Annotated in this window: 23 protein-coding genes and 1 tRNA gene; 9 read left to right on the plus strand and 15 right to left on the minus strand. The window is 66.2% G+C overall.

Translation table 11 applies throughout. The features are described 5' to 3' along the window. Positions 1-80 precede the first annotated feature (80 nt). The 7 genes from EGD98_RS15910 to EGD98_RS15940 form a co-directional block, all read right to left on the minus strand. Positions 81-311, minus strand: coding sequence for a hypothetical protein (locus EGD98_RS15910; protein ID WP_220589343.1), 231 nt, complete (start codon positions 309-311; stop codon positions 81-83). Positions 312-558: 247 nt separating this feature from the next. Then, positions 559-1,095 carry a DUF5815 family protein gene (locus EGD98_RS15915; protein ID WP_220589344.1) on the minus strand — a complete coding sequence of 179 codons (537 nt, stop codon included), beginning with the start codon at positions 1,093-1,095 and terminating at the stop codon, positions 559-561. A gap of 57 nt (positions 1,096-1,152) precedes the next feature. Continuing rightward, positions 1,153-1,962 (minus strand): hypothetical protein, encoded by an 810-nt coding sequence (locus tag EGD98_RS15920; protein ID WP_220589345.1) that lies wholly within the window; start codon positions 1,960-1,962, stop codon positions 1,153-1,155. 101 nt (positions 1,963-2,063) lie between these two features. Continuing rightward, on the minus strand, positions 2,064-2,873 hold the full coding sequence (locus EGD98_RS15925; protein WP_220589346.1) for a hypothetical protein: 810 nt from the start codon (positions 2,871-2,873) through the stop codon (positions 2,064-2,066). Between the two features lie 71 nt (positions 2,874-2,944). Continuing rightward, positions 2,945-3,763: a hypothetical protein gene (locus EGD98_RS15930; RefSeq protein ID WP_220589347.1), complete on the minus strand. Its 819-nt coding sequence runs from the start codon at positions 3,761-3,763 to the stop codon at positions 2,945-2,947. 53 nt (positions 3,764-3,816) lie between these two features. Beyond that, entirely contained in the window at positions 3,817-4,236 is a 420-nt protein-coding gene (locus EGD98_RS15935) for a DUF7124 domain-containing protein (RefSeq protein ID WP_220589348.1), read from the minus strand. A 66-nt stretch (positions 4,237-4,302) separates the two neighbouring features. After that, complete coding sequence (locus EGD98_RS15940; protein WP_220589349.1) at positions 4,303-4,923, minus strand: histidine phosphatase family protein; 621 nt, start codon at positions 4,921-4,923, stop codon at positions 4,303-4,305. A gap of 53 nt (positions 4,924-4,976) precedes the next feature. Between EGD98_RS15940 and EGD98_RS15945 the strand changes: the two genes are divergently transcribed. Continuing rightward, the gene (locus tag EGD98_RS15945) at positions 4,977-5,348 is read left to right on the plus strand and encodes a hypothetical protein (protein ID WP_220589350.1); all 372 of its coding nucleotides are present in this window, start codon (positions 4,977-4,979) and stop codon (positions 5,346-5,348) included. 36 nt (positions 5,349-5,384) lie between these two features. Here EGD98_RS15945 and EGD98_RS15950 read toward each other — a convergent pair whose 3' ends face one another. Together EGD98_RS15950 and EGD98_RS15955 are read right to left on the minus strand one after the other, a co-directional pair. Then, a complete protein-coding gene (locus tag EGD98_RS15950; RefSeq protein WP_220589351.1) occupies positions 5,385-5,603 on the minus strand; it encodes a hypothetical protein in 219 nt (72 codons plus the stop codon). Between the two features lie 76 nt (positions 5,604-5,679). Continuing rightward, on the minus strand, positions 5,680-6,930 hold the full coding sequence (locus EGD98_RS15955; protein WP_220589352.1) for an NAD(P)/FAD-dependent oxidoreductase: 1,251 nt from the start codon (positions 6,928-6,930) through the stop codon (positions 5,680-5,682). Positions 6,931-7,269: 339 nt separating this feature from the next. Here EGD98_RS15955 and EGD98_RS15960 point away from each other — a divergent pair, with 339 nt between their 5' ends. Both EGD98_RS15960 and EGD98_RS15965 read left to right on the plus strand, forming a co-directional pair. Beyond that, a complete protein-coding gene (locus tag EGD98_RS15960; RefSeq protein ID WP_220589353.1) occupies positions 7,270-7,848 on the plus strand; it encodes a DUF6149 family protein in 579 nt (192 codons plus the stop codon). Between the two features lie 81 nt (positions 7,849-7,929). After that, on the plus strand, positions 7,930-9,090 hold the full coding sequence (locus tag EGD98_RS15965; RefSeq protein WP_220589354.1) for a DUF5305 domain-containing protein: 1,161 nt from the start codon (positions 7,930-7,932) through the stop codon (positions 9,088-9,090). 3 nt (positions 9,091-9,093) lie between these two features. On the opposite strand, the gene EGD98_RS15970 is transcribed toward EGD98_RS15965, so the two are convergent. Both EGD98_RS15970 and EGD98_RS15975 read right to left on the minus strand, forming a co-directional pair. Then, on the minus strand, positions 9,094-10,422 hold the full coding sequence (locus tag EGD98_RS15970; RefSeq protein ID WP_220589355.1) for an NAD(P)/FAD-dependent oxidoreductase: 1,329 nt from the start codon (positions 10,420-10,422) through the stop codon (positions 9,094-9,096). A 27-nt stretch (positions 10,423-10,449) separates the two neighbouring features. Further along, positions 10,450-12,642, minus strand: coding sequence for a sensor histidine kinase (locus EGD98_RS15975; RefSeq protein WP_236039493.1), 2,193 nt, complete (start codon positions 12,640-12,642; stop codon positions 10,450-10,452). A 115-nt stretch (positions 12,643-12,757) separates the two neighbouring features. Between EGD98_RS15975 and EGD98_RS15980 the strand changes: the two genes are divergently transcribed. Next, positions 12,758-13,633 (plus strand): homoserine kinase, encoded by an 876-nt coding sequence (locus EGD98_RS15980; RefSeq protein WP_220589356.1) that lies wholly within the window; start codon positions 12,758-12,760, stop codon positions 13,631-13,633. Positions 13,634-13,638: 5 nt separating this feature from the next. Here the strand turns inward: EGD98_RS15980 and EGD98_RS15985 are convergent, their stop codons facing one another. Together EGD98_RS15985 and EGD98_RS15990 are read right to left on the minus strand one after the other, a co-directional pair. Beyond that, entirely contained in the window at positions 13,639-14,328 is a 690-nt protein-coding gene (locus EGD98_RS15985; RefSeq protein WP_220589357.1) for an MBL fold metallo-hydrolase, read from the minus strand. A gap of 84 nt (positions 14,329-14,412) precedes the next feature. Then, positions 14,413-14,865: a peroxiredoxin gene (locus tag EGD98_RS15990; RefSeq protein ID WP_220589358.1), complete on the minus strand. Its 453-nt coding sequence runs from the start codon at positions 14,863-14,865 to the stop codon at positions 14,413-14,415. Positions 14,866-14,979: 114 nt separating this feature from the next. On the opposite strand from EGD98_RS15990, the gene EGD98_RS15995 reads away from it, so the two are divergent. The 5 genes from EGD98_RS15995 (at position 14,980) to EGD98_RS16015 (ending at position 18,613) form a co-directional block, all read left to right on the plus strand. Next, entirely contained in the window at positions 14,980-15,630 is a 651-nt protein-coding gene (locus EGD98_RS15995; RefSeq protein WP_220589359.1) for an adenylate kinase, read from the plus strand. Between the two features lie 34 nt (positions 15,631-15,664). Then, positions 15,665-16,555, plus strand: coding sequence for a DUF106 domain-containing protein (locus tag EGD98_RS16000; protein ID WP_220589360.1), 891 nt, complete (start codon positions 15,665-15,667; stop codon positions 16,553-16,555). Positions 16,556-17,021: 466 nt separating this feature from the next. Beyond that, on the plus strand, positions 17,022-17,600 hold the full coding sequence (cmk, locus tag EGD98_RS16005) for a (d)CMP kinase (RefSeq protein WP_220589361.1): 579 nt from the start codon (positions 17,022-17,024) through the stop codon (positions 17,598-17,600). After that, positions 17,597-18,487 carry an RNA-guided pseudouridylation complex pseudouridine synthase subunit Cbf5 gene (locus EGD98_RS16010; RefSeq protein WP_220589439.1) on the plus strand — a complete coding sequence of 297 codons (891 nt, stop codon included), beginning with the start codon at positions 17,597-17,599 and terminating at the stop codon, positions 18,485-18,487. Before cmk ends, EGD98_RS16010 begins: the two co-directional genes overlap by 4 nt. Before the next feature lie 55 nt (positions 18,488-18,542). After that, a tRNA-Pro gene (locus tag EGD98_RS16015) sits at positions 18,543-18,613 on the plus strand. 332 nt (positions 18,614-18,945) lie between these two features. Here the strand turns inward: EGD98_RS16015 and EGD98_RS16020 are convergent. Continuing rightward, positions 18,946-20,250: a carboxylate--amine ligase gene (locus EGD98_RS16020; RefSeq protein WP_220589362.1), complete on the minus strand. Its 1,305-nt coding sequence runs from the start codon at positions 20,248-20,250 to the stop codon at positions 18,946-18,948. A gap of 357 nt (positions 20,251-20,607) precedes the next feature. After that, on the minus strand, positions 20,608-21,549 hold the full coding sequence (locus EGD98_RS16025) for a phosphotransferase family protein (protein ID WP_220589363.1): 942 nt from the start codon (positions 21,547-21,549) through the stop codon (positions 20,608-20,610).

The raw sequence follows: 21,549 nt of genomic DNA on the forward strand, positions 1-21,549 counted from the left end.
GCCCGGCGAAACGGTACGCTTCTCGAAGCTCGATTTCGAATATCGTAATGCGAGGCGGTCACACGGGGGAGACTGACACCCTACTGGCTCTCGCCGGTGATGTCGTACCGGTAGGGCTGGTCCCGGATGACCTCGACTTCGCCGGTCTGGGCCCGCCGGCCCAGGACCGTGGCGACTCGGTGGGCACTGTCGAACTCCTCGCCCTCCTCGTCCAGCAGCTCCAGAATCTCGCGGGCCGTCAGGGGGCCGTCTGCGTCGGCGTCGTCAAGCACCGCCTGGATGCGCTCGAACTCGCCGTGACGGATGGCCATATCTCCGTACAATAGCCCGAACCCCATATAACACCGTCAGACTGCTGTCTGACGCCGTTTTCGGCGAAATCGAGGGACGGCGTCCGGACTCGTTCTGCGGATTGTTGTCATACGCTGTCGGCGCTCACGTCAAACAACCATCAGGTTATTACCATCTAATACCACCGACTGTCGGGGTGGCTCTTTGGGCTCTACCAGCGGCGAGACAGCCCACTCACACAGGTGAGTCGCGTTCGCCCTCGACGATTCAGACCGCCGAGTCGTGCTCGTCCTCGAAATCACGCTCTGCCCGGTACTGGTCGACGAAGGCACCGATGTCGAACTCAAGCATCTGTTCCTCGAACTCGGCGGCCATCTCGTCGTCCTCGGCGTGGGAGACGGCGTGGTCCATCAACTCGACGATAAGTTCGACGACGATTTCGTGGAGCCGTCGGGCGTCGAAGTCGGTGACCCAGGCCATCGAGAAGCCGACGGCGCCGTCCTCCGTCGCGTCTGCCACGGCTACCTTGTCAGGGAACTCCTCGATGACCACACCCATCAGGTGTGCGATAGTGAACTCTTCGTGGTCGTCGGCCGGCTCGATGGTCTCGGTGAGCACCTGCTCTAAGAACTCCGGGACGAAGCGGGCCAGCGGATGCATGTCCATGACGACGGCGTGACTCGCCCCACAGGCGCAGTCGTATTCGCGCATCCCCAGGTCGAGGTCGTCGTGGGTGGAGACGACCTTGCCACAGGGGAGTTCGAGCTCGGACTCGCGCCCGCCGGGCACGCGCGGTTCTGCCATTGCCCTCCCTAAACCGGTGGCGGGGTTAAAGCCCGCGATACGCCCATGTCGGGGCTCTCATCGGAACTTCCCGCCGCGTATCTGGACGTAGGCGTCGGTCACGGCCGCGATGCTGAACGTGCTCAGGACGGTCCCGAGCGCGACGTGGACGAGCTCTCCGACCTGGGTGACGGTAGCGTTGCCCGCCAGCCCCAGATACGACGCCACCATGGGTGCAAGGCCGACGAGAGCCCCGCCAAGCCCGAGCAGGGCCAGCAGTCCGAGAATCGGGACCGGTTCCGTGAGAAACCGTCGGACGCTCTTCCGGACTGCCTCCCGGGCACCGGCCTCGGTCAGGGCGAGCTCCTGGCGGAGATAGACCGTCACACCGACGAGGAGCAGCGAGACGACGCTGACGGCCTGTGTGGTGCGAGCCATCGCCTCGACACCGCTGGGCGCCCACAACAGCGGGACCACTTCTGTGAGGCCAAACACCAGGAGTGTGAACCCGCCGGCGACGGCGAGAAACACCGGCAGCCGCTTGACGGGGTCGGGGGGCGACCTGAGAGAGAGGTCCGCGAACTGCTGGATAGCCCAGAACCGAATCGCCTCGCCCGCGAAAACGGCGAGAACCGCAAGCGGAGCGAGTATCCAGAGCGGTAGTTCGAACTGGAGCAGTTCCCACCCGACCTGTGACTCGATGCCGATGGTCCGGGGGGTCCTGTAACCACTCCCCCGGAGTACCACGAGCAGATCCTCTCGGAACGACGTGACGACGCCACTGTAGACGAGATTAAACACCAGCAGGACTGCGAGGACCTTTCGTCCCGTCCTGCTCGTGAGGTCGTCGTAGCCGGTCTGGAGGGCACGACGGACGTCCAGGACCATATTACGCTGTAGAAATGCTGGAATTAATATCTGCTGCTTCTGGGTTCGGACGAACTGTGGCCGTGGACGGTCCGGTGGGCAGAGGCCGCGGTGCAGGTCGGTCAATCGGCGTCCGGCGCTCCGTCGCGAACCTGCAGATACGCGTCGGTAATCGTCGCAACGGAGAACGTGCTCAGGGCCCCAAATAGGACGCGATTGAGCGCCTCGAGGAACAGCGATGGGGTGGTGCCGACCCGCACTGTGACGAGACGGCTCACCACTGCACCCGGGAGCAGCAGTAGCTGTCCCAGCATGGCAAGCAGGAGGAGGAGTCCGAAGATGGGGACCGGAGCCTCACGGAATCGGGCCACGCTGTTGCGTACCGTCTCGGTGCTTCCGGCCGCCGTCAGTGCGAGCTCCTGTCGGAGGTAGACGGTAACGAGGAGGACCGGAGCGACTGCGACTGAAACGACCATCGAGAGCTGTACTCCCATCTGGAAGCCCTGGCTGACCAGGACGAGCGGGAGGACCTGTCTAACGGCGTATACGAACAGCGCGACCCCGCCAGCGACTGCGACGAGGACACGGCCCCGCTCGCGCAGTGTCGGGGCCGGGATATCGGCGAACTGCTGGATGGCCCAGAACCGAACCCCCTCGTGAGCGACGACGGCGGCGACAGTCAGCGCGACGAGCACTGCCAGCGGGAACTCGAGGGCAAGCCACTCGACGTCGAACGGCGCCTGGAAATAGACCCCGGACTGGATGGCTGGCCGACCGCTCACAATCTGGGTCAGCAGCCGCTGCCGAAACGACTGACTCACGGCGCCGTAGGCGACGTTGGACACCAGTAGGACCGAGAAGACGTTCAGGCCGGCCGTACTCGTGAGGCCGTCGTAGCCGGCCTGGAGGGCTCGACGGATGTCGAGGGCCATATTCCGCCGTCGGAAGAGGGGGAATTAATAACTGCTGGTTCAGTGGCCGGGCGGACTGGTGTCCCGACCGTTCAGGCCGCGGACTCGCGGGCACTCGCCCGGACCTGCAGGTACGCGTCCGTGACCACAGCGACACCGAGCACCTGGAAGACAGTCCCCAGGAGCGTCGCCAGGAGCCGCGAGACGATAGTGAGGACGGTATCAGTAGCGCCGAGAAACCCAACGAGCAGCCCGGGGAGGCTCCCGAGCAGGCCGAACAGCCCCAGTATCACCAGCAGGACGATGATGGAGACGGGGTCGTCGAGGAACCGCGCGACGCTGTTTCGTACTGTCGCGCCGTAGCCGTCGTCGTTGAGCGCTATCTCCTGACGGAGATAGACGAAGACCGTCACCAGAACGAGCCCGCCCAGCGGCCCGGCTATCGACCCGACGAGCGTGGTCGCCAGGCCGCCGAGCTGGCCGACGACCGGCAGGACCGACTGGAACAGCAGCGTCGTCAGGGCAATCGTCCCACCGAGGACGACCGCCATGACGGCCCGGTCGCCCAGCCCGCCCGTCGCGGTCTCTGCGGGGCCGGCGAAGGTCCGAATCGCCCAGTATCGGACCAGTTCCCCGGCGAGGGCGACCACGACGACCAGCACGGCGGTCACCGGGAGCCCGACGCCCAGCGCGAACGGCGAGGTGCCACCGAACGACTCGATGGCCGCTCGCTGCTCGGCGGTGTAGACACCGCTCTCGAACACGAGCGTCAGTAGCTCCGCTGCCAGACTCTCGTTGACTACGAGCGAGCCGAGGCTGTACAGGAGGAACACTGCCCCGACGAGGAGGCCGTCCTCACTCGTGACGGCGTCGATACCACTACGGAGGGCGTCACCGATATCCAGGGACATATGGAATTATCCCCGGCTATACCTAATAAAACATCAACTCGCCACCGATAGCGCTACGGCCAGTCGTCGCGTTCCTCGTCCGCCTCGTTGGCCGTCGCCTCGGGTGCCTGTGGTTCGCCCAGTTCCCAGTCGGCCGCTTCGGCAGCGTTCTCGACGGGGAGGAACTCCCAGTCGGTCGCCTCGGCCAGGTCGGCGTCGGCCTCGCCGCTCCCGACGAAGACGTACCGGTCCGTGTCGAACTGCTCTTTGACGTTCACGAGACTCTCTTCGCGGCCGCGGGGCCCCGAGAAGAAGTCCTGTCTGATGCGGTGTTTCCGCGTGAAGTTCGTCACGACGTAGGTGGGCTGTTCGGAGATGACGCCGACGTACTCGGACCATTGGCGCGCGTCGGTGAACACGCTGTCCGGGTAGGCAAGCTCTTTGAGGGCGTCGAGGTCGAACGCGAGTGTCATATCGCCGCTGCCGCCGTCCATAGAGGTAGCTCCGCCCCGTGTCGAAAAAAGGGCGTCGTTCCCGTTCGGGTTCGCCGGCAGTCGACGTTACACGTCGAGATGCGTCGTGTCGCCGGAGAACGCCAGTTCCCAGTTGCCTCGGTTCCGATCGAGGCGGGTCACCCCACACAGCGGCGCGTCGACACCGTCGGCCGACCCGACGAGTCCGTCGACCACGCCGCCCACGGTGAGCCCGTGCCCGACGAGCAGCAGCGAGCCGTCGGTGTCCGCCGCGATCTGCCGGGCGACGTTCCCGGCCCGGGTCATCGCCGCCTCGTGGCTCTCGGGGAACTCGGGGACGAGATAGGAGTCGTGGTCGAGGGTTATTGGGTCGAACCACTCCGCGAGGTGTTCCTGGGGGACGGTCTCGGGGTCGGCGTCGAACCACTCGGCGTTGCGGTGTTCGCCCAGCCCCGGCTCCAGCAGGGCGTCGTTGCCCGTCTCGCGGCATATCTCCTCTGCGGTCTCGGCCGTCCTGAGGAACGGCGAGGCGTACACCGCGTCGAGGTGGATGCCCGCCTCGACGAACCGACGCCCGGTCCGCCAGGCCGCCCATCGGCCGAGGTCTGTCAGCGGCGGGTCGTGGACGCGGTCGGCGTGGTCCTGCCACGAGGGGTCGACGCTGTCCTGTCGCTGGCCGTGTCTGACGACCCAGACGGTGTCTGCCATGTGTGTCAGGGTCTACGATAGTCAGCAACATGGCTCTGGTGAATCCCTGAACGATGTCGGTTTCACGTGAAGTCCCGAGAGGGACTGGATTTGCTGAGCCAGATGCCACAGATATCTGGGGAATCGGTCCCGTTGTGAATCACTCAGACGGCCTGACGCTAGTAGATGGATTGACAGAACGAAAAGCGCTTAAGATATGTACAAAAGACGTAGATATGCTTGGCAATTTTGCTGGATTACTGGCCCTCTTATTTTCTACTGTACTTCAGATATCCCTCACGCTCTGGGTGTATCGGGATGCCGAAAAACACAATCCAGCAACGCAGTTCGATTGGGCGTTTGTAACGTTATTTACCGGCCCTATCGGATTTTATGTGTATTACTCGATTGGACGTAACATTGCCGAGCAAACTGACGCGCCGTAAACAAGCTGAGCGATAGCTGTACACGCGCGTCCTGTCTTATCGCCGGTACTGCTCTTGTTCGTCCAGCATCTCGGCTTTCTCCTGTATCTGGGCCATCTCGCGGGCGGCCTCCCCGCGGCCGCCGTCCGGCCCGTGGCCGTAGTTGACCGACCAGTCCAGCAGCGAGCCGGTGAACTGGCTCTCATCGCCGCCCTCGGTGCCGTCGTCCTCACCGGACAGTGCCGCCAGGAGCCGCCGGAGCAGTAGCCTGGTCATGAGCGAACGTTCGAAGCGAACGTACAAAAAGACAACGGGAAATTTGAAATAATCCGCAAACGGAAGCGATTGTGCGCTATTCAGCAGGTGGCGCGGTGTTGGCCTTCACTTCTTCCAGGTCGACGTCTTTCTCCAGAAGCAGTTCCTTCTGGTCTGCGACCTGGCGTTCCTCGCGGATGAGCTTCTTGTACTTGGACTGCTGGGAGAGGTCGCCGATGAGCACGCCGCCGATGAGCTGGCCGTTCTCGAAGGCGAGGCGGCGCCACTCGCTGTCGGAGTACTTGGCCTCGGCCTCGTCGTCGCCCCGTGCGGGGTGGCCAAAGGAGAGGAACGGGAAGTCGAAGTGGGTAATCGAATAGGAGGAGACCCAGCGGAACTCCTTGGCCTCTGCGTCTTCGACCATGTTCTTCCCGGCGACCGAGCCCTGCTCCTTTGCCGAGCCCCAGGCGCCGTTCTGGGCGCGGGCGTTGAGGATGGTGTCGTAGAACTGGGTGAGGTCGCCCGCCGCGTAGATGTCCTCGACGTTGGTCTGCATGTACTCGTCGACGACGATGCCGTCGTCCTCCTCGATGCCGGCGCCGTCGAGGAACTCCGTGTTGAAGTTCAGCCCGATGGCGACGCCGGCCCACTCGCCGTCGAACGCCTCGCCGTTGGGGTCGACGGCCCCGGAGACGTGGCCGTCGTCGTCGACCTCAAAGCGGTCAACGCCCGAATCGAAGACGGGCTCGACGCCGTTCTCGCGGAGGGCGTCGTGGATAATCTCGGCGCCGTCGGCCGAGAGCGCGTAGCGCCACCAGCGGTCGCCGCGCATCAGATACTTCGCGTCGATGCCCTGGGCCGCACAGACGGCCGCGAGGTCGATACCCAGCAGCCCAGCGCCGACGATGATACCCTGGTCTGACTCCTCGGCGTGCTCGCGGATGCCGCGGGCGTCCTCGAACGTCCAGAAGTGGTGGATGCCGTCGGCGTCGCTGTTCTCGACGGGGAGCTGTGCCGGGGTGCCGCCGGTCGCGATAAGCAGCTTGTCGTACTCGTAGGTCTCGCCCTTGTGCGTGTGAATCTCGTGGGCGACCGGCTCGATGTCCGTGACGTGGGTGTTGAGCTGGAGGTCGATGTCGCGCTCGTCGTACCACTCGGGCTCGTGGATGGAGATGGGGGCCTCGGGCAGTTTCCCCTTCGCGAACTCCTTGATGAGAATCCGGTTGTAGAGGGCCTCTCCCTCGTCGGTGATGACGGTCACTGATGCGTCAGGGTCGGCTTCCCTGATGGTCTCGGCCGCGGAGGCTCCCGCGATACCGTCCCCGATAATCACGTGCGACGTGCTCATGTTCGGGGGCTTCGGTACGACGCCTAATGTGGATTGCTATCTGGGTATCGTTTGCGATATTGGCTAGCAACGGCTGTCGGTGCTGGCCTACGGACTGTTGGGAGCCAGAAAGCCCCGGCGGGCTACGCTCGGGGGACTCGCTGTGGTCCTCACTCGCTTCGCTCGTTGCGGTCCTTGTGTCGTCCGCCTTCGCGTAGCCCACCGCCCCTTTCTGGCTGTTCACGCCCCTGTTGGCTGTCACTACTAACGGGTCGTTCTGACTGTCTATATCCACAGTTCCGCACGCTCTCACTATCGCTAGCGAGCCTTTCAAGACGCTCGAATCCTAACGCTCGGGCGATGAAACTCCGTCAGAACGTCAAACACTTCGCGGCCAAGCAGGCACTGACGCTGCCGGTCGTCGGCGAGAAGGTCAACGACAAGCTGGTCGGGATGCACACGGATATCTTCGCGGGGAAGGCCGACCCCGACCGGGCCGACGAGCGCCGGGACCACCTGGACGACTTCTTCGACGCGACGATGGACACCTACGTCGCCGCGCTCGAAGACGGGTTCCCTGAGGCCGAGGCCCGCGAGATAACCCACGTCCAGGCCAACTTCGACTTCTACAACCACGGCTGGACGGAGATGATGGAGTTCCCGGCCGACGAACTCCAGGCCCACTACGACCGCTACGAGACGTTCTTCGGGAAACACGGCATCACCATCTCGGACCCGCTGGGCGAGTTCCGCCCCGCGGGTGGCATCGCCGAGGCTCCCTCCACGCCCGATAAATTGGAGAACCCGGAACACCCCCACGCAGTGGGCGGGTTCGCCGACGACGCCTACGTCGAGACCGAGGACGGCGAACTCGTCGTCGGTGGCCAGGCGGAACCGGCGGACGTCGACCCGAGCGAGGCCCCCGGCGTCGACGAGTAGTCCACCGCGGACTGAGCGCCGCTTTATTTTCGAAACAGTCGAAAGAAATTTACCACAGTCTAACAGACAACCGACGAGTGGATGGGTAACTGGTACTGGCGCGCTAAGGTGGCTATCGCCGATAACTACAGCGCGCTCGTCGTCGTCGCGGTGCTCGTCTGCGCTCTCGGGGGCTATCTGACGTTCACGGCCGCCGGCAGTGGCGCCACAGAGACGGCAGTCCGGGAGACGGATTCCTGGCAATCGAGCGGCGAGTTCACGCACCGGGCGACGGTCGTCAACGGGACGGCGGCCTTCGAGCGGGGGGCGGTCCTGCGGAACCGTTCGGTCTACTTCCTGCGTGTGACGCCGATTCTCGACGGTACCTTCGTCTACGGCTTCGGGGCGACCGGCAGCGGCGACCTCGACGTGAACACGTCGGTCGCGTTGCGCTATCAGTCGGTGTCGCCGGCCAACGAGGGCAACCAGACGGTGTACTGGCGCGTGGAGCGGCCGCTGAACCGTTCGACGGCGACGCTCTCACCGGGCGAACGGACGCGGACGCCGTTCTCTGTGAACGTGAGCGCCGCCGCGGCTGAGGCCGAGCGCATCGACGCCCAGCTCGGCGGGACACCCGGCGACGTAGAAGTCACGGTCCTCGCCCGCGTACGCATCGACGGGACTCGGAACGGCCAGCAGGTACGGACGACGCGGGTCTACCGGACCCGACTCGTCCCGTCGGACGGCACCTACGAGGTGCGAAACGACGAGCCGAGGACAGAGTCTGGGCACCAGACCGTCCGTCGAACGGTTCCGGACGGGTCGGACTCGCTCGGCTCGACTGCCGGGCCGGCACTGCTCGTCGTCGGCCTCGCCGGAATGGGGGGACTGGGGCTGTTCCGTCGGTCGGAGCACTTCACCGTCACAGACGCCCAGCGTGAGCTGTCGTCCTACGAGCGCGAACGCGAGGAGTTCGACGAGTGGATAACGGCCGGCCGGCTCCCAGAATCGACGTTCGAGGACAGCCGCATCAAGGTGGATTCGCTGGCGGGGCTGGTCGACGTCGCCATCGACTCCGAGCGGCGGGTCATCGAAGACACCGAGCGGGACGTCTACGTCGTCCTCGCCGACGGCTATCGGTACATCTACTACCCACCGAAAGGAGCCTCACTGGTTGACGACGGCGAGTCGGGAGACACCGAGCGCGGGCGTCCACCATCTATGGACGGGACGGACGACGGCGCTGGCGGGGGCCCGTTGTAGGCGTTACTCGGCGCTCGTCGACTCGCGCCCGTCGATGCGGTCGGCCACTTCGTAGCCGGCGACGATACCGCCGTTGAGGGACCGTTCGGGGTACTGGGCCTCGGAGGCCATCCCGGCGTAGTAGACACCGTCGGCGACCTCGTCGGCGAGGTCGTACGGGACGACCATATCCAGATAGCCGCGCTCGTACACCGGTGCAGTGCGGGGGTTGCGGGCGGTCTGCACCCAGTTGACCGACTCGCGGTCGAACTCGGGGAACAGCGATTCGATGCCCGAGAGCCACGTTTCCCGTACTTCGTCGTCGTCCTGCTGCCAGAGGTCCTCCTCTGGGGACTGGATGTAGCGGGCGACATAGAGGAGGTGTTCGCCGCCGTAGCGCTCGCGCTCGACGAAGTTCGTGTGCTCGATGAGCGCGCCGAAGGGCGCCTCGTCGGCGATGTTGAGCCAGTACGTATCCAGCAGGGGCTCGTCCATGCTGATGACCGAGCAGACGGTCCCCTGGAAGTCTATCTCACAGGGGTAGCCAGTGAGGTCTTCGAGGACGTTGGGCATCGCCGCGACGACGACGTCGTCGACGTCGTGTGTGGTCTCGCCGTCCCCGTCGTCGGCGGTGAGGCCGCTGACCGCGCCGTAGTCGGTCAGGACGTCGGTCACGCGGGTGCCCGTCTCGATGTTCTCGCGGCCGACGGCCTCGACGAGAGCGTCCAGCAGACGCCCGAAGCCGCCGTCCAGATAGCCCAGAATCTCGCCGTTGAGGATGTCCCGCTCGCCGCGGAACTTGATGCGGCCAAGCAGCCAGGCGGCGCTGACGTCGCCCTTGCGGGAGCCGAACTTCGCGTCCAGCAGCGGCTCGAAGAAGGTCTCGTAGACGTTCTGTGTGGTGTGGTCGCGGACGAACTCCTCGACGGGGATGTCCTCGAAGTCCTCGAGTTTCTCGTAGGTGTCGAACTTCGGAACGCCGCCCCGAACGTCGATATCGAGCGTGAGCATCCCCAGCCGGAACTTGTCGTAGAAGCTCAGGTGGGGGAAGGCGAGAATCTCCCAGGGCTTGTCCATCGGGTGGACGACGCCGTCGACGTAGTAGCCGTTCTCGCCGATGCGCCACTCGACGTCATCGCCCAGGCCCAGTTCCTCGGCGAGTTCGACGATGGTCTCCTCCGATTTCGAGAGGTGGTGGTAGAACTTCTCGATGGGGTCGCCGGCCGTCTCGTACACCGCGGCCAGGCCCCCCAGGTCCTCGCTGGCCTCGAAGACGCGGACCTCGTGTCCGCGCTGTTGGAGCCGATACGCCGCTGCAAGGCCTGCGACACCGCCACCGACGACACCGATCATACAACCCGGTTTTAGTTGTCGTGGGATTTAGTTTGCGTTTCGGTCGCCGGGACTCGCCACGGCGGTGTCCGGGCTGGACTCCGCGTCGGCCCGCTGGAACTCCAGGATGGCGATAGCGCCACGCGGATGGTTGTCCTCGTACCACACCTTCCCGCCGTAGAGGTCCATCATCACCGAGACGAAGTACAGGCCGAAGCCGCCGGCGGTCTGGTCGTTGGAGATGGAGCGTTCGAACATCGTCGTCTTCAGTTCGTCGCTGATGCCGGGGCCGTTGTCGGCGACCCGGACCTGTATCCAGTCGCCGGCGCCCTGGGTGTCGATTTCGACGCGGGGCTCGTCGCTGGTGTTGTGTTCGACAGCGTTCTCGACGACGCTCTCGAGCACCGCCTCGGCGAGGTGGTTCGCGAGGATGTGCTCGTCGTCTATCTCCACGTCGACCGCGACGTCGCCCTCCCGGTCGACCGCGCTCTCGACGGCCGCCTGGACTGTGGCCGACAGCGAGATGGCGTCGAGCCGTTCGCTCTCGCTTGCGGTCACCGTCTCGTTGATGTCCTTGATGGCGTCGCTCATCTCGGTGAGGCGCTCACACCACTCGGTGATGCTGTCGATGTGGTGTGTTTCCGCCTCGCTCACGCTGTGGCGCAGGTGGTCGGCCCGGCCCTGGACCACGAGCATGGCGTTGCGCAGCGAGTGTCTGAGAACGCCGTTGAAGAACGCTATCTGCTCGTTGCGCCGCTTGACCGACGTGCGGCTCCCGCGAAGCTCGCGCTGGCGCTGGAGCTGTTCGAGGGCGACCTGTGTGGTCTGGGCGAGTATCCGGGCGTACTGCTGGTCCTCGGTGGCGTAGCTGTCGTCGGCCGAAGCGATGGCCAGCACGCCGTGGTCACCCATCGGCAACATCAGCGCCCGTTCCATGGGGGCACCACAGTCGTCACACTCGGCGATTCGTTGCTCTCCGCTCTCGTAGGTCTGCCACAGCTCGTGGTCCGGCGACGTCTCGGAGTCGATAGAGAGCGACGCCATGGACTCGCGGACGACGTCGCTGACGGACGCTGGTTCGAGAGTGCCCTCGTCGGTCGCCAGGAAGACGGCGGCGGCGTTCTGGTCTAGCACCCGCGTCGCAAAGCGCACGGTTAAGTCGGCGACCGTCTCGGGCTGGTCGGCCTCGATGAACTGCCTGGTGGCGGCCTGCAGCGCCTCCAGCCGGTCCTGGCGTCGCTGCTGACCGGTGACCTCCCGCAAGACGACCAGCCGACCGCGAACGCCATCGTGCTGGTCCGTGATGGGGCTGGTCTGGGGGTCGTAGTACGACAGCGGGTCACCCACCGCGAACACCTCGTCGCGCTCGACGTCGTCGAGCAGCCCCTCGCGGACCGACTCGACGGGGCGACTCCCCGGGTCGTCGGTCCCCAGCAGCGACGCCGCGGCCGCGTTGTAATCGATGATGCGGTCCTCGGTGTCGAGCGCGAGCACGGGGTCTGGAAGCTCGTCGACGAGCAGGTCGCCGGCAAGCGGGGTGACCGAGACGAAGTCGTACCGCAACAGTGCGACGCTCACGAGAACGCCGTTGAGCGCGAACGTCAGCGGCGTGACGTCGATGCCGGGATGGGGCGTCGCCCCGAGGACGAACAGGCCGTGGACGCCGGCGGTCAACAGCCCCGCCGTGAGGATGACGAACGTCTGCTTGCGGTAGAGGTTCCGCGACCGGAGCAGGAACTCCCCGAACAGGGCGTAGCCAGCGGCGATAAAGCCGACCTGGAGGACTATCTGGGCCACGTACACCAGGCCCGCTGTGCCGACGAACAGGGTCAGGCCGGCTTCGGTGACCGGCATCACCTCGGCTGTCACCAGCCCGTGGAGCGGGTTCGAAAGCGCCAGCAGGCCATACAGCGACGGGGCCAGCAACACCCCCGAGAGCCGGGCTGGCGTGAGCCACCCGTCCCGGCCTGTGTACGTGAGCGCGAACACGACCCACAGACCGACGATGAGCCCCGAGATAAGTCGCGTCAACAGGAACACCACCGTCGCGACCCCCGGGTCCGCTGTGGTGAGCCAGGCGATGTTGAGCAGACACCAGCCGACGGCGGCGACCATCAGCCAGGCGAACGGGACCGTCCCCGGCATGGACCGGTCCCGCCACGCCCCCGCCGCCAGGACCCCGCTGACGAGCGCACCCGCTGCGCTCCCGGCGACGAGTATGCCCGTAACATCGGCGTACATACTTCTACTGTCAGAATTCGTCTCTCGGATTTATGCGTTTGGCCCGTGTTCTCAATCCTGAGAGCGCCCTCGCCGACCCGCTACCTTTTTGCCCACCCTGCGAAAATCCGCAGGCATGCTAACCGTCCGGGCACCGGCTACCAGCGCGAACCTCGGCAGCGGCTTCGACGTCTTCGGCGTCGCGCTGGAGCGCCCGGCCGACGTCGTCCGCGTCTCGAAGGCCGACCGGACGACCATCGAGGTGACCGGCGCGGGCAGCCAGTTCATCCCCGAAGACCCCGACAAGAACACCGTCGGGGCCGTCGCAGAGGCACTCGAAGCGCCCGCCCATATCCAGATAGACAAGGGCGTGCGCCCGGCGTCGGGACTGGGCTCGTCTGCGGCCAGCGCCGCCGCCGCGGCCGTCGGGCTGAACGAACTCTACGACCGCGGCTACACCCGCGAGGAGCTGGTCCCCATCGCCGCCAAGGGCGAGGCCGTCGTCTCCGGCGACGCCCACGACGACAACGTCGCACCCTCCATCCTTGGTGGGTTCACCATCGCCACGGAGTCGGGTGTCCGGCAGGTCGACGCCTCGATTCCGCTGGTCGCCTGTCTCCCCGACATCGTCGTCTCGACGCGGGACGCCCGCCGCGTCGTCCCCGAACACGCCCGCGTCGACCAGCTCGTCGAGACGGTCGGCAACGCCGCGACGCTCACGACTGGGATGCACCGCGACGACCCCGGACTCGTCGGCGAAGGGATGCACGACACGGTGGTGACGCCGGCGCGCGCGAAACTCATCGACGGCTACGAGTCGGTTCGCGAGGCCGCACTGGAGGCGGGCGCGACTGGGGTGACGATTTCGGGGGCCGGGCCCACAGTCATCGCCGCGTGTTACGAGGGCTCCCAGCGCGCGATTGCGAGTGCCATGCTCGACACCTTCGGCGAACACGGCGTGGACGCGCGTGCCTACCAGAGCCGTATCGGCCGCGGTGCGCAGATTTTCTGAGACCGTCAGGCGCTGTCGACGACCGCTTCGAGCCGACTGTCCCCGTTGGGCAGGGGCGGTCCGTGACCGGGGCAGGCGTACCCGAAGCCGTCGATCCGGTCGAGGACCCGCTCGATACTCTCGGCGACCCGGGACTGGTCGTAACTCGTCAGCCGGCCTGCGGGACGAAGTCTGTCCCCGGCCGTGTACACGAGGTCGCCCAGAAAGGCGGCGTCGACGTCTTCGTGGACGTAGACGGTGTGTCCCGGGGTGTGACCCGGCGTATGGTGGGCGCTGAACCCACCGATGTGGTCGGTGTTCTGGATGGGTTTGATGGGGAGGTCAGGGAGGGTGAGCTGCCGGTAGTACAGCCGGTGGAGGGCCTCCAGGCCAGTTCGAGCCGTCCACGGCGGAAGCGCGTCGCCGGCGACGTAGGGTTGGTCGGCACGGTGGACGAACACCGGGCAGTCGAGCGTCGGTGTGAGCCGCCCCAGCGTGCCGACGTGGTCGGCATCGTAATGAGTGACCAGTACGCGGTCGACCTCGTCGAGGCCGAAGCCGGCGTCCGCGAGTCCGGCCCGGACCGTCGACTCGTCACCTGGCCACCCGGCATCGACGAGTGTACACTCACCCTGGTGGGCAACGAGGTAGACGTTGGGCCGGTCACGCGTCCGGCAGTCGATGTGCCAGAGCCCATCCCGTAGCCGTGTCGCCATGGATTAATTTCGGACTTGGTGTGATAAAATAGCTCCGAATACGTCCAGAAAATTAGCACAGTGGGTCGGCTATCCGCGAGATTGCTATCCGCCCTGGACGAACTCGTTGCGCGTCTCGACCAGCACTTCCTCCGCGTGGCCGTCGGGGTCGTAGCGGTCGGGGTCGTAGACTCGTTTGACCTCGCCGTCGGCCAGCACGAACGTATACCGGTCGACGCGCCCACTGGTCGTGTCCAGGCCGAAGGCCTCGCCAATCGTCCCGTCGGGGTCGGCAAGCAGGTCGTAGAGGACGCCCATCTCCTCGGCGAACTCGTCGTGGCTCTCGACGGAGTCCATCGAGACGCCGTAGACGGCGATGCCGCCCTCGCGGAACTTCGGCATCGTCTCCTGGAAGTCCCTGGCCTCGATGGTACAGCCCTCGGTGAAATCTTCGGGATAGAAGTAGACGACGGTGGGCTCGTCGAAATCCGGGGTGACCGTCTCGCCGTACTGGTTCTGCGCGCTTATCTCCGGGGCCGGGTCGCCGGGTTCGAGCATACCGGGTGGACGGCACGGCCGGATTTACGAATTTGGGTGGGAATGGACCCTGCCCCAGCCGCCGGTCGGCGGCGTTTGGACAACCCTTTAACGTCGCCGCCGGAAGTCGCGAGTATGTCGCAGCCACGACTCCTGATTCTCGGTCCGCCGGGAGCAGGCAAAGGGACACAGAGCGCGAACATCGCCGACGAGTACGACGTTTCGCATATCACGACCGGCGACGCGCTCCGGGCGAACAAGGATATGGACATCACCGACATGGACACGGAGTACGACACGCCCCGTGAGTACATGGAGGCGGGCGACCTCGTGCCCGACGCCGTCGTCAACGCTATCGTCGACGAGGCGCTCAACTCCGCCGATGGGTTCGTGCTCGACGGCTACCCCCGGAACCTGGAGCAGGCAGAGGAACTGGAGGGGATGACCGACCTCGACGTCATCCTCTCACTGGACGTCTCCCGCGAAGAGCTCGTCGACCGACTCACCGGCCGCCGGGTCTGTGACGACTGTGGCACGAACTACCACGTCGAGTTCAACCAGCCCGAAGACGCGGGCGTCTGTGACGAGTGTGGCGGCGAGCTTATCCAGCGCGACGACGACAACGAGGAGTCCGTGCGCAACCGGCTCGACGTCTTCGACGAGAACACTGCGCCCGTCATCGACCACTACGAGGACCACGACGGCTTCGTCGCCATCGACGGCGAGCAGACCCCCGACGAGGTCTGGACCGACATCGACGAGGCAGTCGCCGCGCACGCAGAATAAACGTTCATAAGTCGTCGCTGCCTTCAGTCCCACAATGGCACGAACCGCGCCGAAAGTAGAGCGACTCGCCGACGACGGTGAAGCGATGACCGACGCGCTCGGCGAGGTGCTGACCGTCGCCGAGGAGCAAGGGACCGTCACCTGGAGCGACGTCAGCGACGACATCACTAGCGGCGAGTGGGGCCGGCTCATCGAGTCCGGCTTGCTGGTCGACGCCGACGGCGAGGGGTTCGTCATCGAGGACCCCGAGGCCGTCCGCGAGGCGCTTGAAGACACCGACGCAGACCCCGAGACAGACGACGACGAGGGGTGGAGCCAGTGGGACAAACTGGCCGCCCTCGGTACTGTGGGGCTGTTCGCCGGCTACTCCATCAACTCCATCCGGGACGCCATCGGCGGGACCATCGACATCGCGCTCGGCCCGCTGGCCGAGTTGCTCCCGTTCTACGTCCTCATCCTCGTGCTGGCCGTCTTCACGGGGGCGACTTCCTCTATCCTGCAGGACCAGATGATGGACATGTCCGGCATGGGCGACCACCAGGAGAAGATGGAGGAGATCAAGGAGCGCCGCAAGAAGGCCAAGGAGCGCGACGACGAGGAGGCGCTCGAACGCATCGAACAGGAGCAGATGGAACTCATGACCGACCAGCTGGGCATGTTCAAACAGCAGTTCCGCCCGATGGTCTGGATTATGCTCATCAACATCCCCGTCTTCCTCTGGATATACTGGATGGTCTTCGGCCCGGGGCTGGCCGTCGAAGCGCCCGTCATCACGCTGCCCATCTTCGGCGAGGTGTCCAGCTGGCGGGACGGGCTCGTCGGCCCGATGCAGGCCTGGATTGTCTGGTACTTCCTGTGCTCGCTGTCCTTTACCCAGGTCATCCGGAAGGCCCTGGACGTCCAGACCACGCCCACCGCTAGCTAAAACAGCGGATACCTGTTTCTTCGTCGCCGCGTTTTCTAACCGCTTCACCGTACGCGAGAACAGCCAGAAAGCCCCCAGTCGCTCGACTGCTGCGGCTCGCTGCGCGCTTCCCTCGCTTCGCTCGGTCCAGTGCTTACGTCGCCTCGAACGTCGAGCGACTGGCCCCTTTCAGTCCCGCCCGTAGCCGGTTGACCAACCGCCTGGGCGGGACTGAAAGGGGCCGAGCTATCAGCGAACCCCGGCGAAGTAAGCACCGAAGGCCGGAGGCCGAGGAGCGCAGCGAGCCGCGGGTCGCGAGGGACCGTAGGTCCCTCGTCTTGGCGAGCGGGCCTGCGGCCCGCGAGCCAAAGCTGATAGCTCGGGGGCTTTCTGGCTGTACTGAACCGTCGCTAGCAAACTGCCAACGACAAGGACTCCAGCGACAGCAAGACACAACGCATTTTATCGGTACACTCGGAGACCCACCATGTTGATTACCGTCTCCGGCCCCGCGGGCAGCGGGAAGAGCACACTCGCCGGGAACCTGGCGGATGCGCTGGACTACGAGCACGTCTCCGGCGGTGATATCTTCCGTGACCTGGCCGAGGACCGCGGGATGACGCCCCTGGAACTGAACAAGGCCGCAGAGGAGGACGACCAGATAGACCGGGACCTCGACCGGCGGCTGCGCGACATCGCCGCCGAGCGCGAGGACCTCGTCCTGGAGTCCCGACTCGCGGGCTGGATGGCCGGCGAGCACGCCGACATGAAGCTCTGGCTCACCGCGCCACTCGATGCCCGCGCCGGCCGTATCGCCGAGCGGGAGGAAAAGTCCGTCGAGCAGGCCCGCACCGAGACCGAGGAGCGAAGCGAGAGCGAGGCCCAGCGCTACGCCGAGTACTACGACATCGACTTCGCGGACCTCTCTATCTACGACCTCGCTATCAACACCGCCCGCTGGGACCCCGAGGGGACCCTGAACATCGCGCTCAACGCCGTCGACGCCTACGACGCGGCCGTCGACGAGGGCAAGACGCCGGTCGAAGGCATCCGCTACGAGTTCTGATGGTCCGCGCCCCGCCCGAGGAGCGACCCGTCCCGGACCTGCTTTCTTTCGGCGTCGTCAACCTCGACAAACCGCCCGGCCCGTCGGCCCACCAGGTCGCGGCGTGGGTCCGCGACGCCACCGGCCAGGACCGCGTCGCCCACGGCGGGACCTTAGACCCCAAGGTCACGGGCTGTCTCCCGATTCTGCTCGGTGACGCCGCCCGCGCCGCGCGCATCTTCGACGACGCCGTCAAGGAGTACGTCGCGGTGCTGGAACTGCACGAGAGCGCCCCGCCGGACTTCGAGTCGGTGGTCGCCCAGTTCGAGGGCGACATCTACCAGAAGCCACCCCGCAAGAGCGCGGTCAAGCGCCAGCTCCGGACCCGCCGGATTCACGACCTCGATGTGCTCGAACAGGCCGACCGTCGCGCCCTGCTTCGCGTGCGGTGTGCCTCGGGCACCTACATCCGGAAGCTCTGTCACGACATCGGGCTGGCGCTTGGCACCGGCGCGCACATGGGCGACCTGCGACGGACGGCCACCGGCCAGTTCGACGACCGCTCACTGGTGTCGATGCACGACCTCGTCGACGCACTGGCCTTCGCCGAGGACGGTGACGAGGGCGAGCTGCGCGAGTTCGTCCAGCCCGCCGAGCGGGCGCTTGACCACCTTCCCCGGCTCGTCGTCGCGCCGAGCGCGGCCGAGGCCATCGCCGACGGCGCGCCGGTGTACGCGCCCGGCGTTATCGATTCGGAGGCGTCTGAGGTCGGTGAAGTGACGCCGACCGAGGGCGAGCTGGTCGGCGTCTTCACGCCCAACGGCGCTGCGGTGGCGCTCGGGACACTGGTCGGGGCCCCCGACGCGGAGTCAGGGACTGTGGCCGACCTGGAGCGAGTGCTGGTGTGACACGCCGCCCCCGAAACGACACCCTTAATTAACGAACCCTCCTCGTCCAAAACGCGGGACCGTGGGGTAGCGGTATCCTCGGCGGATGGGGTCCGTCGGACCTGAGTTCGAATCTCGGCGGTCCCACTGCATTTTCGCGGCGCTCACTTTCGAGCGCCGCGTAAATTCGTGACGAGCGGCGAGATTCGAGCCTGGAAGTCGCAGCCCCGGAACGGCCGAACGGGGCGTGACGCGAGCAGCGCGAGCGTCACGGGAGCGAACGGCGTAGCCGTGAGCAGTGAGGCCGCACGCCCGGAACGTCTTCCTCCGTTCGAATCTCGGCGATCCCACTTTTTGCAACGCGAAAATGGGAGCACGAAGACTCACTTAGCGAGTCTTCGGCGGTCACACTTCATTTTCGCGGCGCTCACGTTCGAGCGCCGCGTACATTCGTAACGAGTTGGCCCCAAAACTCACTTTCAGTCGTCCGAGACAGTCGCCACCCGCTCCGGTTCCTCCCGCGCCTCTGACTCATCCTCTCCCCCCGACACCAGTGCTTCCCGCACTTCCTCGTAGACCTTCTGCGCCCGCTGTCCGAACCACTGCAGTGGCGCCACGGCACTCGGGAGCGGGTCCTCGCTGCGCAGGAACACCGGTCTGGCGTAGCCGAAGGCGGCGAGGAACCGGGCGGCGGCGAGGGGGTGGCCATCCGAAAGCCGTTCGGCGAGCCACTTGATGTCGCCGTAGAGCAGGCGCTGGTGAATCACGTCGTCACGGTACACCGGCGGATTCGTCGGGGTGTGCCCGTCGAGCTGGCAGAGGTGGAGCCACGGGACGTCGACGCCGGAGTCGACGGCCAGCGGGACCGACCCCCAGTAGCGGCCGTTGACTTCGATGAGGTAGTACTCGTCGTCGGGGGTGTGCATGAACTCGACCTGGATGGGGCCGGTCCACTCCAGGGCGTCGACGACCTCGGCGGCGTGGTCGCGCATCCGCGTGTCACGCATCCCGGTGATGACCGTCGAGTTGCCGCCGCTGTGTGGGGTGGTTCTGAGTCGGCGCTCCTGGAACCAGGCCCGGAACTCGCCGTCCTCGGCCACACCGACGGTGGTGGTCGTCTCGCCGGGGACGTACGCCTGGACGAGCGGCGGGACGGCGTCGAGGTGGTCGTTTCTCGCGAGGACGTCGCGGTAGGTCGCGACGAGCTCGCCCGGCCCGTCGGCGTAACTGTCGTCGCCGACGCGGTGGAGGTGGAGCCGCCCCGCCGGGTCGTCGACGTACTTGCTCCGGGATTTGACGACGACGGGATAGGCGAGGTCGTCGGCGAGCCGTTCCACGTCGGCAAGCGAGTCAGGGGCGTGGGTGGCCGGGGTCGGCACCGACAGCGATTCGGCGAGCTCGAAAGTCTGGGCCTTGTCGTAGGCCAGCTTCGCCCGGTCCCAGTCGGGGACGCCGACGGTCGTCCCCGTGGCTTCGAGCCGCGCTTTTCGCTGAGCGACCACCTTGGTCGTCGCGTCGTTCACGGGGATGACGGCGAAGTAGTCGCCCGCCGCGAGGACATCGACCAGCTGGTCGACGAACGCGTCCGGCGCCTCGGCGGGCGGGTGATGAGTGACTGCGCTCTCGGAGTACCGCGAGAGGGCCCCGAGCGAGCGGTCGGTGTCGCTCGCGGCGGTCACGGGGACGCCTCGCTTCCCGAGCGACCGGACCACACAGAGGCCGGCCTGGCTGTCCGCGTCCAGTACGAGTGTCCGATACGCGTCCGGGTCACTGTCGGGCATCATCGGTCTCTCCCCACGGTCGCCCACCGGATTGTTACCGCTGTGCTATCCGGGCGGTCGCCGCCGATGGATCGCGGATTAGGGCGGTCCCGGGCCGGGCGGTTACTCTACTGACACGGTGACCGCAATCCGCAGGTGGGCAATCGCCCCCGCCGAGTCGTAAGTGTGGCCTGTTGCTGGTCTCCGCCGCAACGTCGGCGACGGTGACCGGTGCTTACCAGTGTGACACGACTGGCGAAACCCGCCCTTTCCGGGACTACTCGGCCGGTAGCCTGGCGTTCCCTCGGCACAGGCGAAGCCAACTCCCGGCGGTGGGTGTCGCACGTAGACCGTATCGACGTGCGGCCGACGACGCCGTGCTCACCCGGAGAGTGCCGACGAGAGCGCAGCCCGATGAAAATCGACCGACGCCGCCCGCTCACGCTCCGGATAGCCGGGGTTCGTCACCCCGCCCCGTGAGTCGACGGCGCTGTCGGCGATGGCGACGACGCGATGGACCGGCCGGACGGTCGGGAGCGACCGCACGCGCTCGTAGCCCGCCCGGAACGCCGCCCGCAGCGGCGCCGGGTCGTCGACGTACCAGTCGGCGACGAGATACTCGGCCTTGGCCAGCGCCAGCGCGGGCGGTGCGGCCATCGGGCGCTCCCAGTCGAGGACGGCCGAGACGGTTCCGTCGGCGACGAGCGCGTTACCGGGACGGAGGTCCCACGGGAAGAGTCGCGGGGTCACCCGGTCGACGGTCGCAGCGTCGAGACAGTCCCGCAGTCGGTCCCGCAGGGGGTCGAACGCTACGGGCAATCGTTCGACGGCCCGGCGACCGTACTCGACGAGCCACGTGTCCGACGTATCACCAGTAGCGACGAGGTGTTCCGCACCCGCTGGACCCGATGCTCGGGTCAGTTCGCCACAGCCCTCGAACGCGAACGCCGTGTGTAATTCCCCGAGATACCGGCCGAACTGCCCCGCGATGTCGCCTCGTACGGTCGGCGGACTGTCGGCGAACGTCGTATGCAGGTCCGTCCCCGGCCGGAACTCGCTGATGGCGTAGGCCCGCCCGTCGTGGCTACCAGTCGAAAGCACCGCCGCCACTGGCACGTCGGTTCGGTCACGGACTGCCGACACGAGGGTCGCCTCGGTCCGGACCGCCTCGATGGTCGCCGAGAGCTGGACGACCAGCGGCGAGCGGTCGGCGAACCGAACCACGGCGGTCGGTCGGTGTCCGGCCGCCACAGGTTCCACCCCGACGACCGTCCGCCGGGAGTAGTGTTGGCCGACGATACCGGTGGCCAGCGACTCGTTCAT

The sequence above is a fragment of the Haloarcula salinisoli genome (assembly GCF_019599405.1).
GTDB classification, from domain to species: Archaea; Halobacteriota; Halobacteria; order Halobacteriales; family Haloarculaceae; genus Haloarcula; species Haloarcula salinisoli.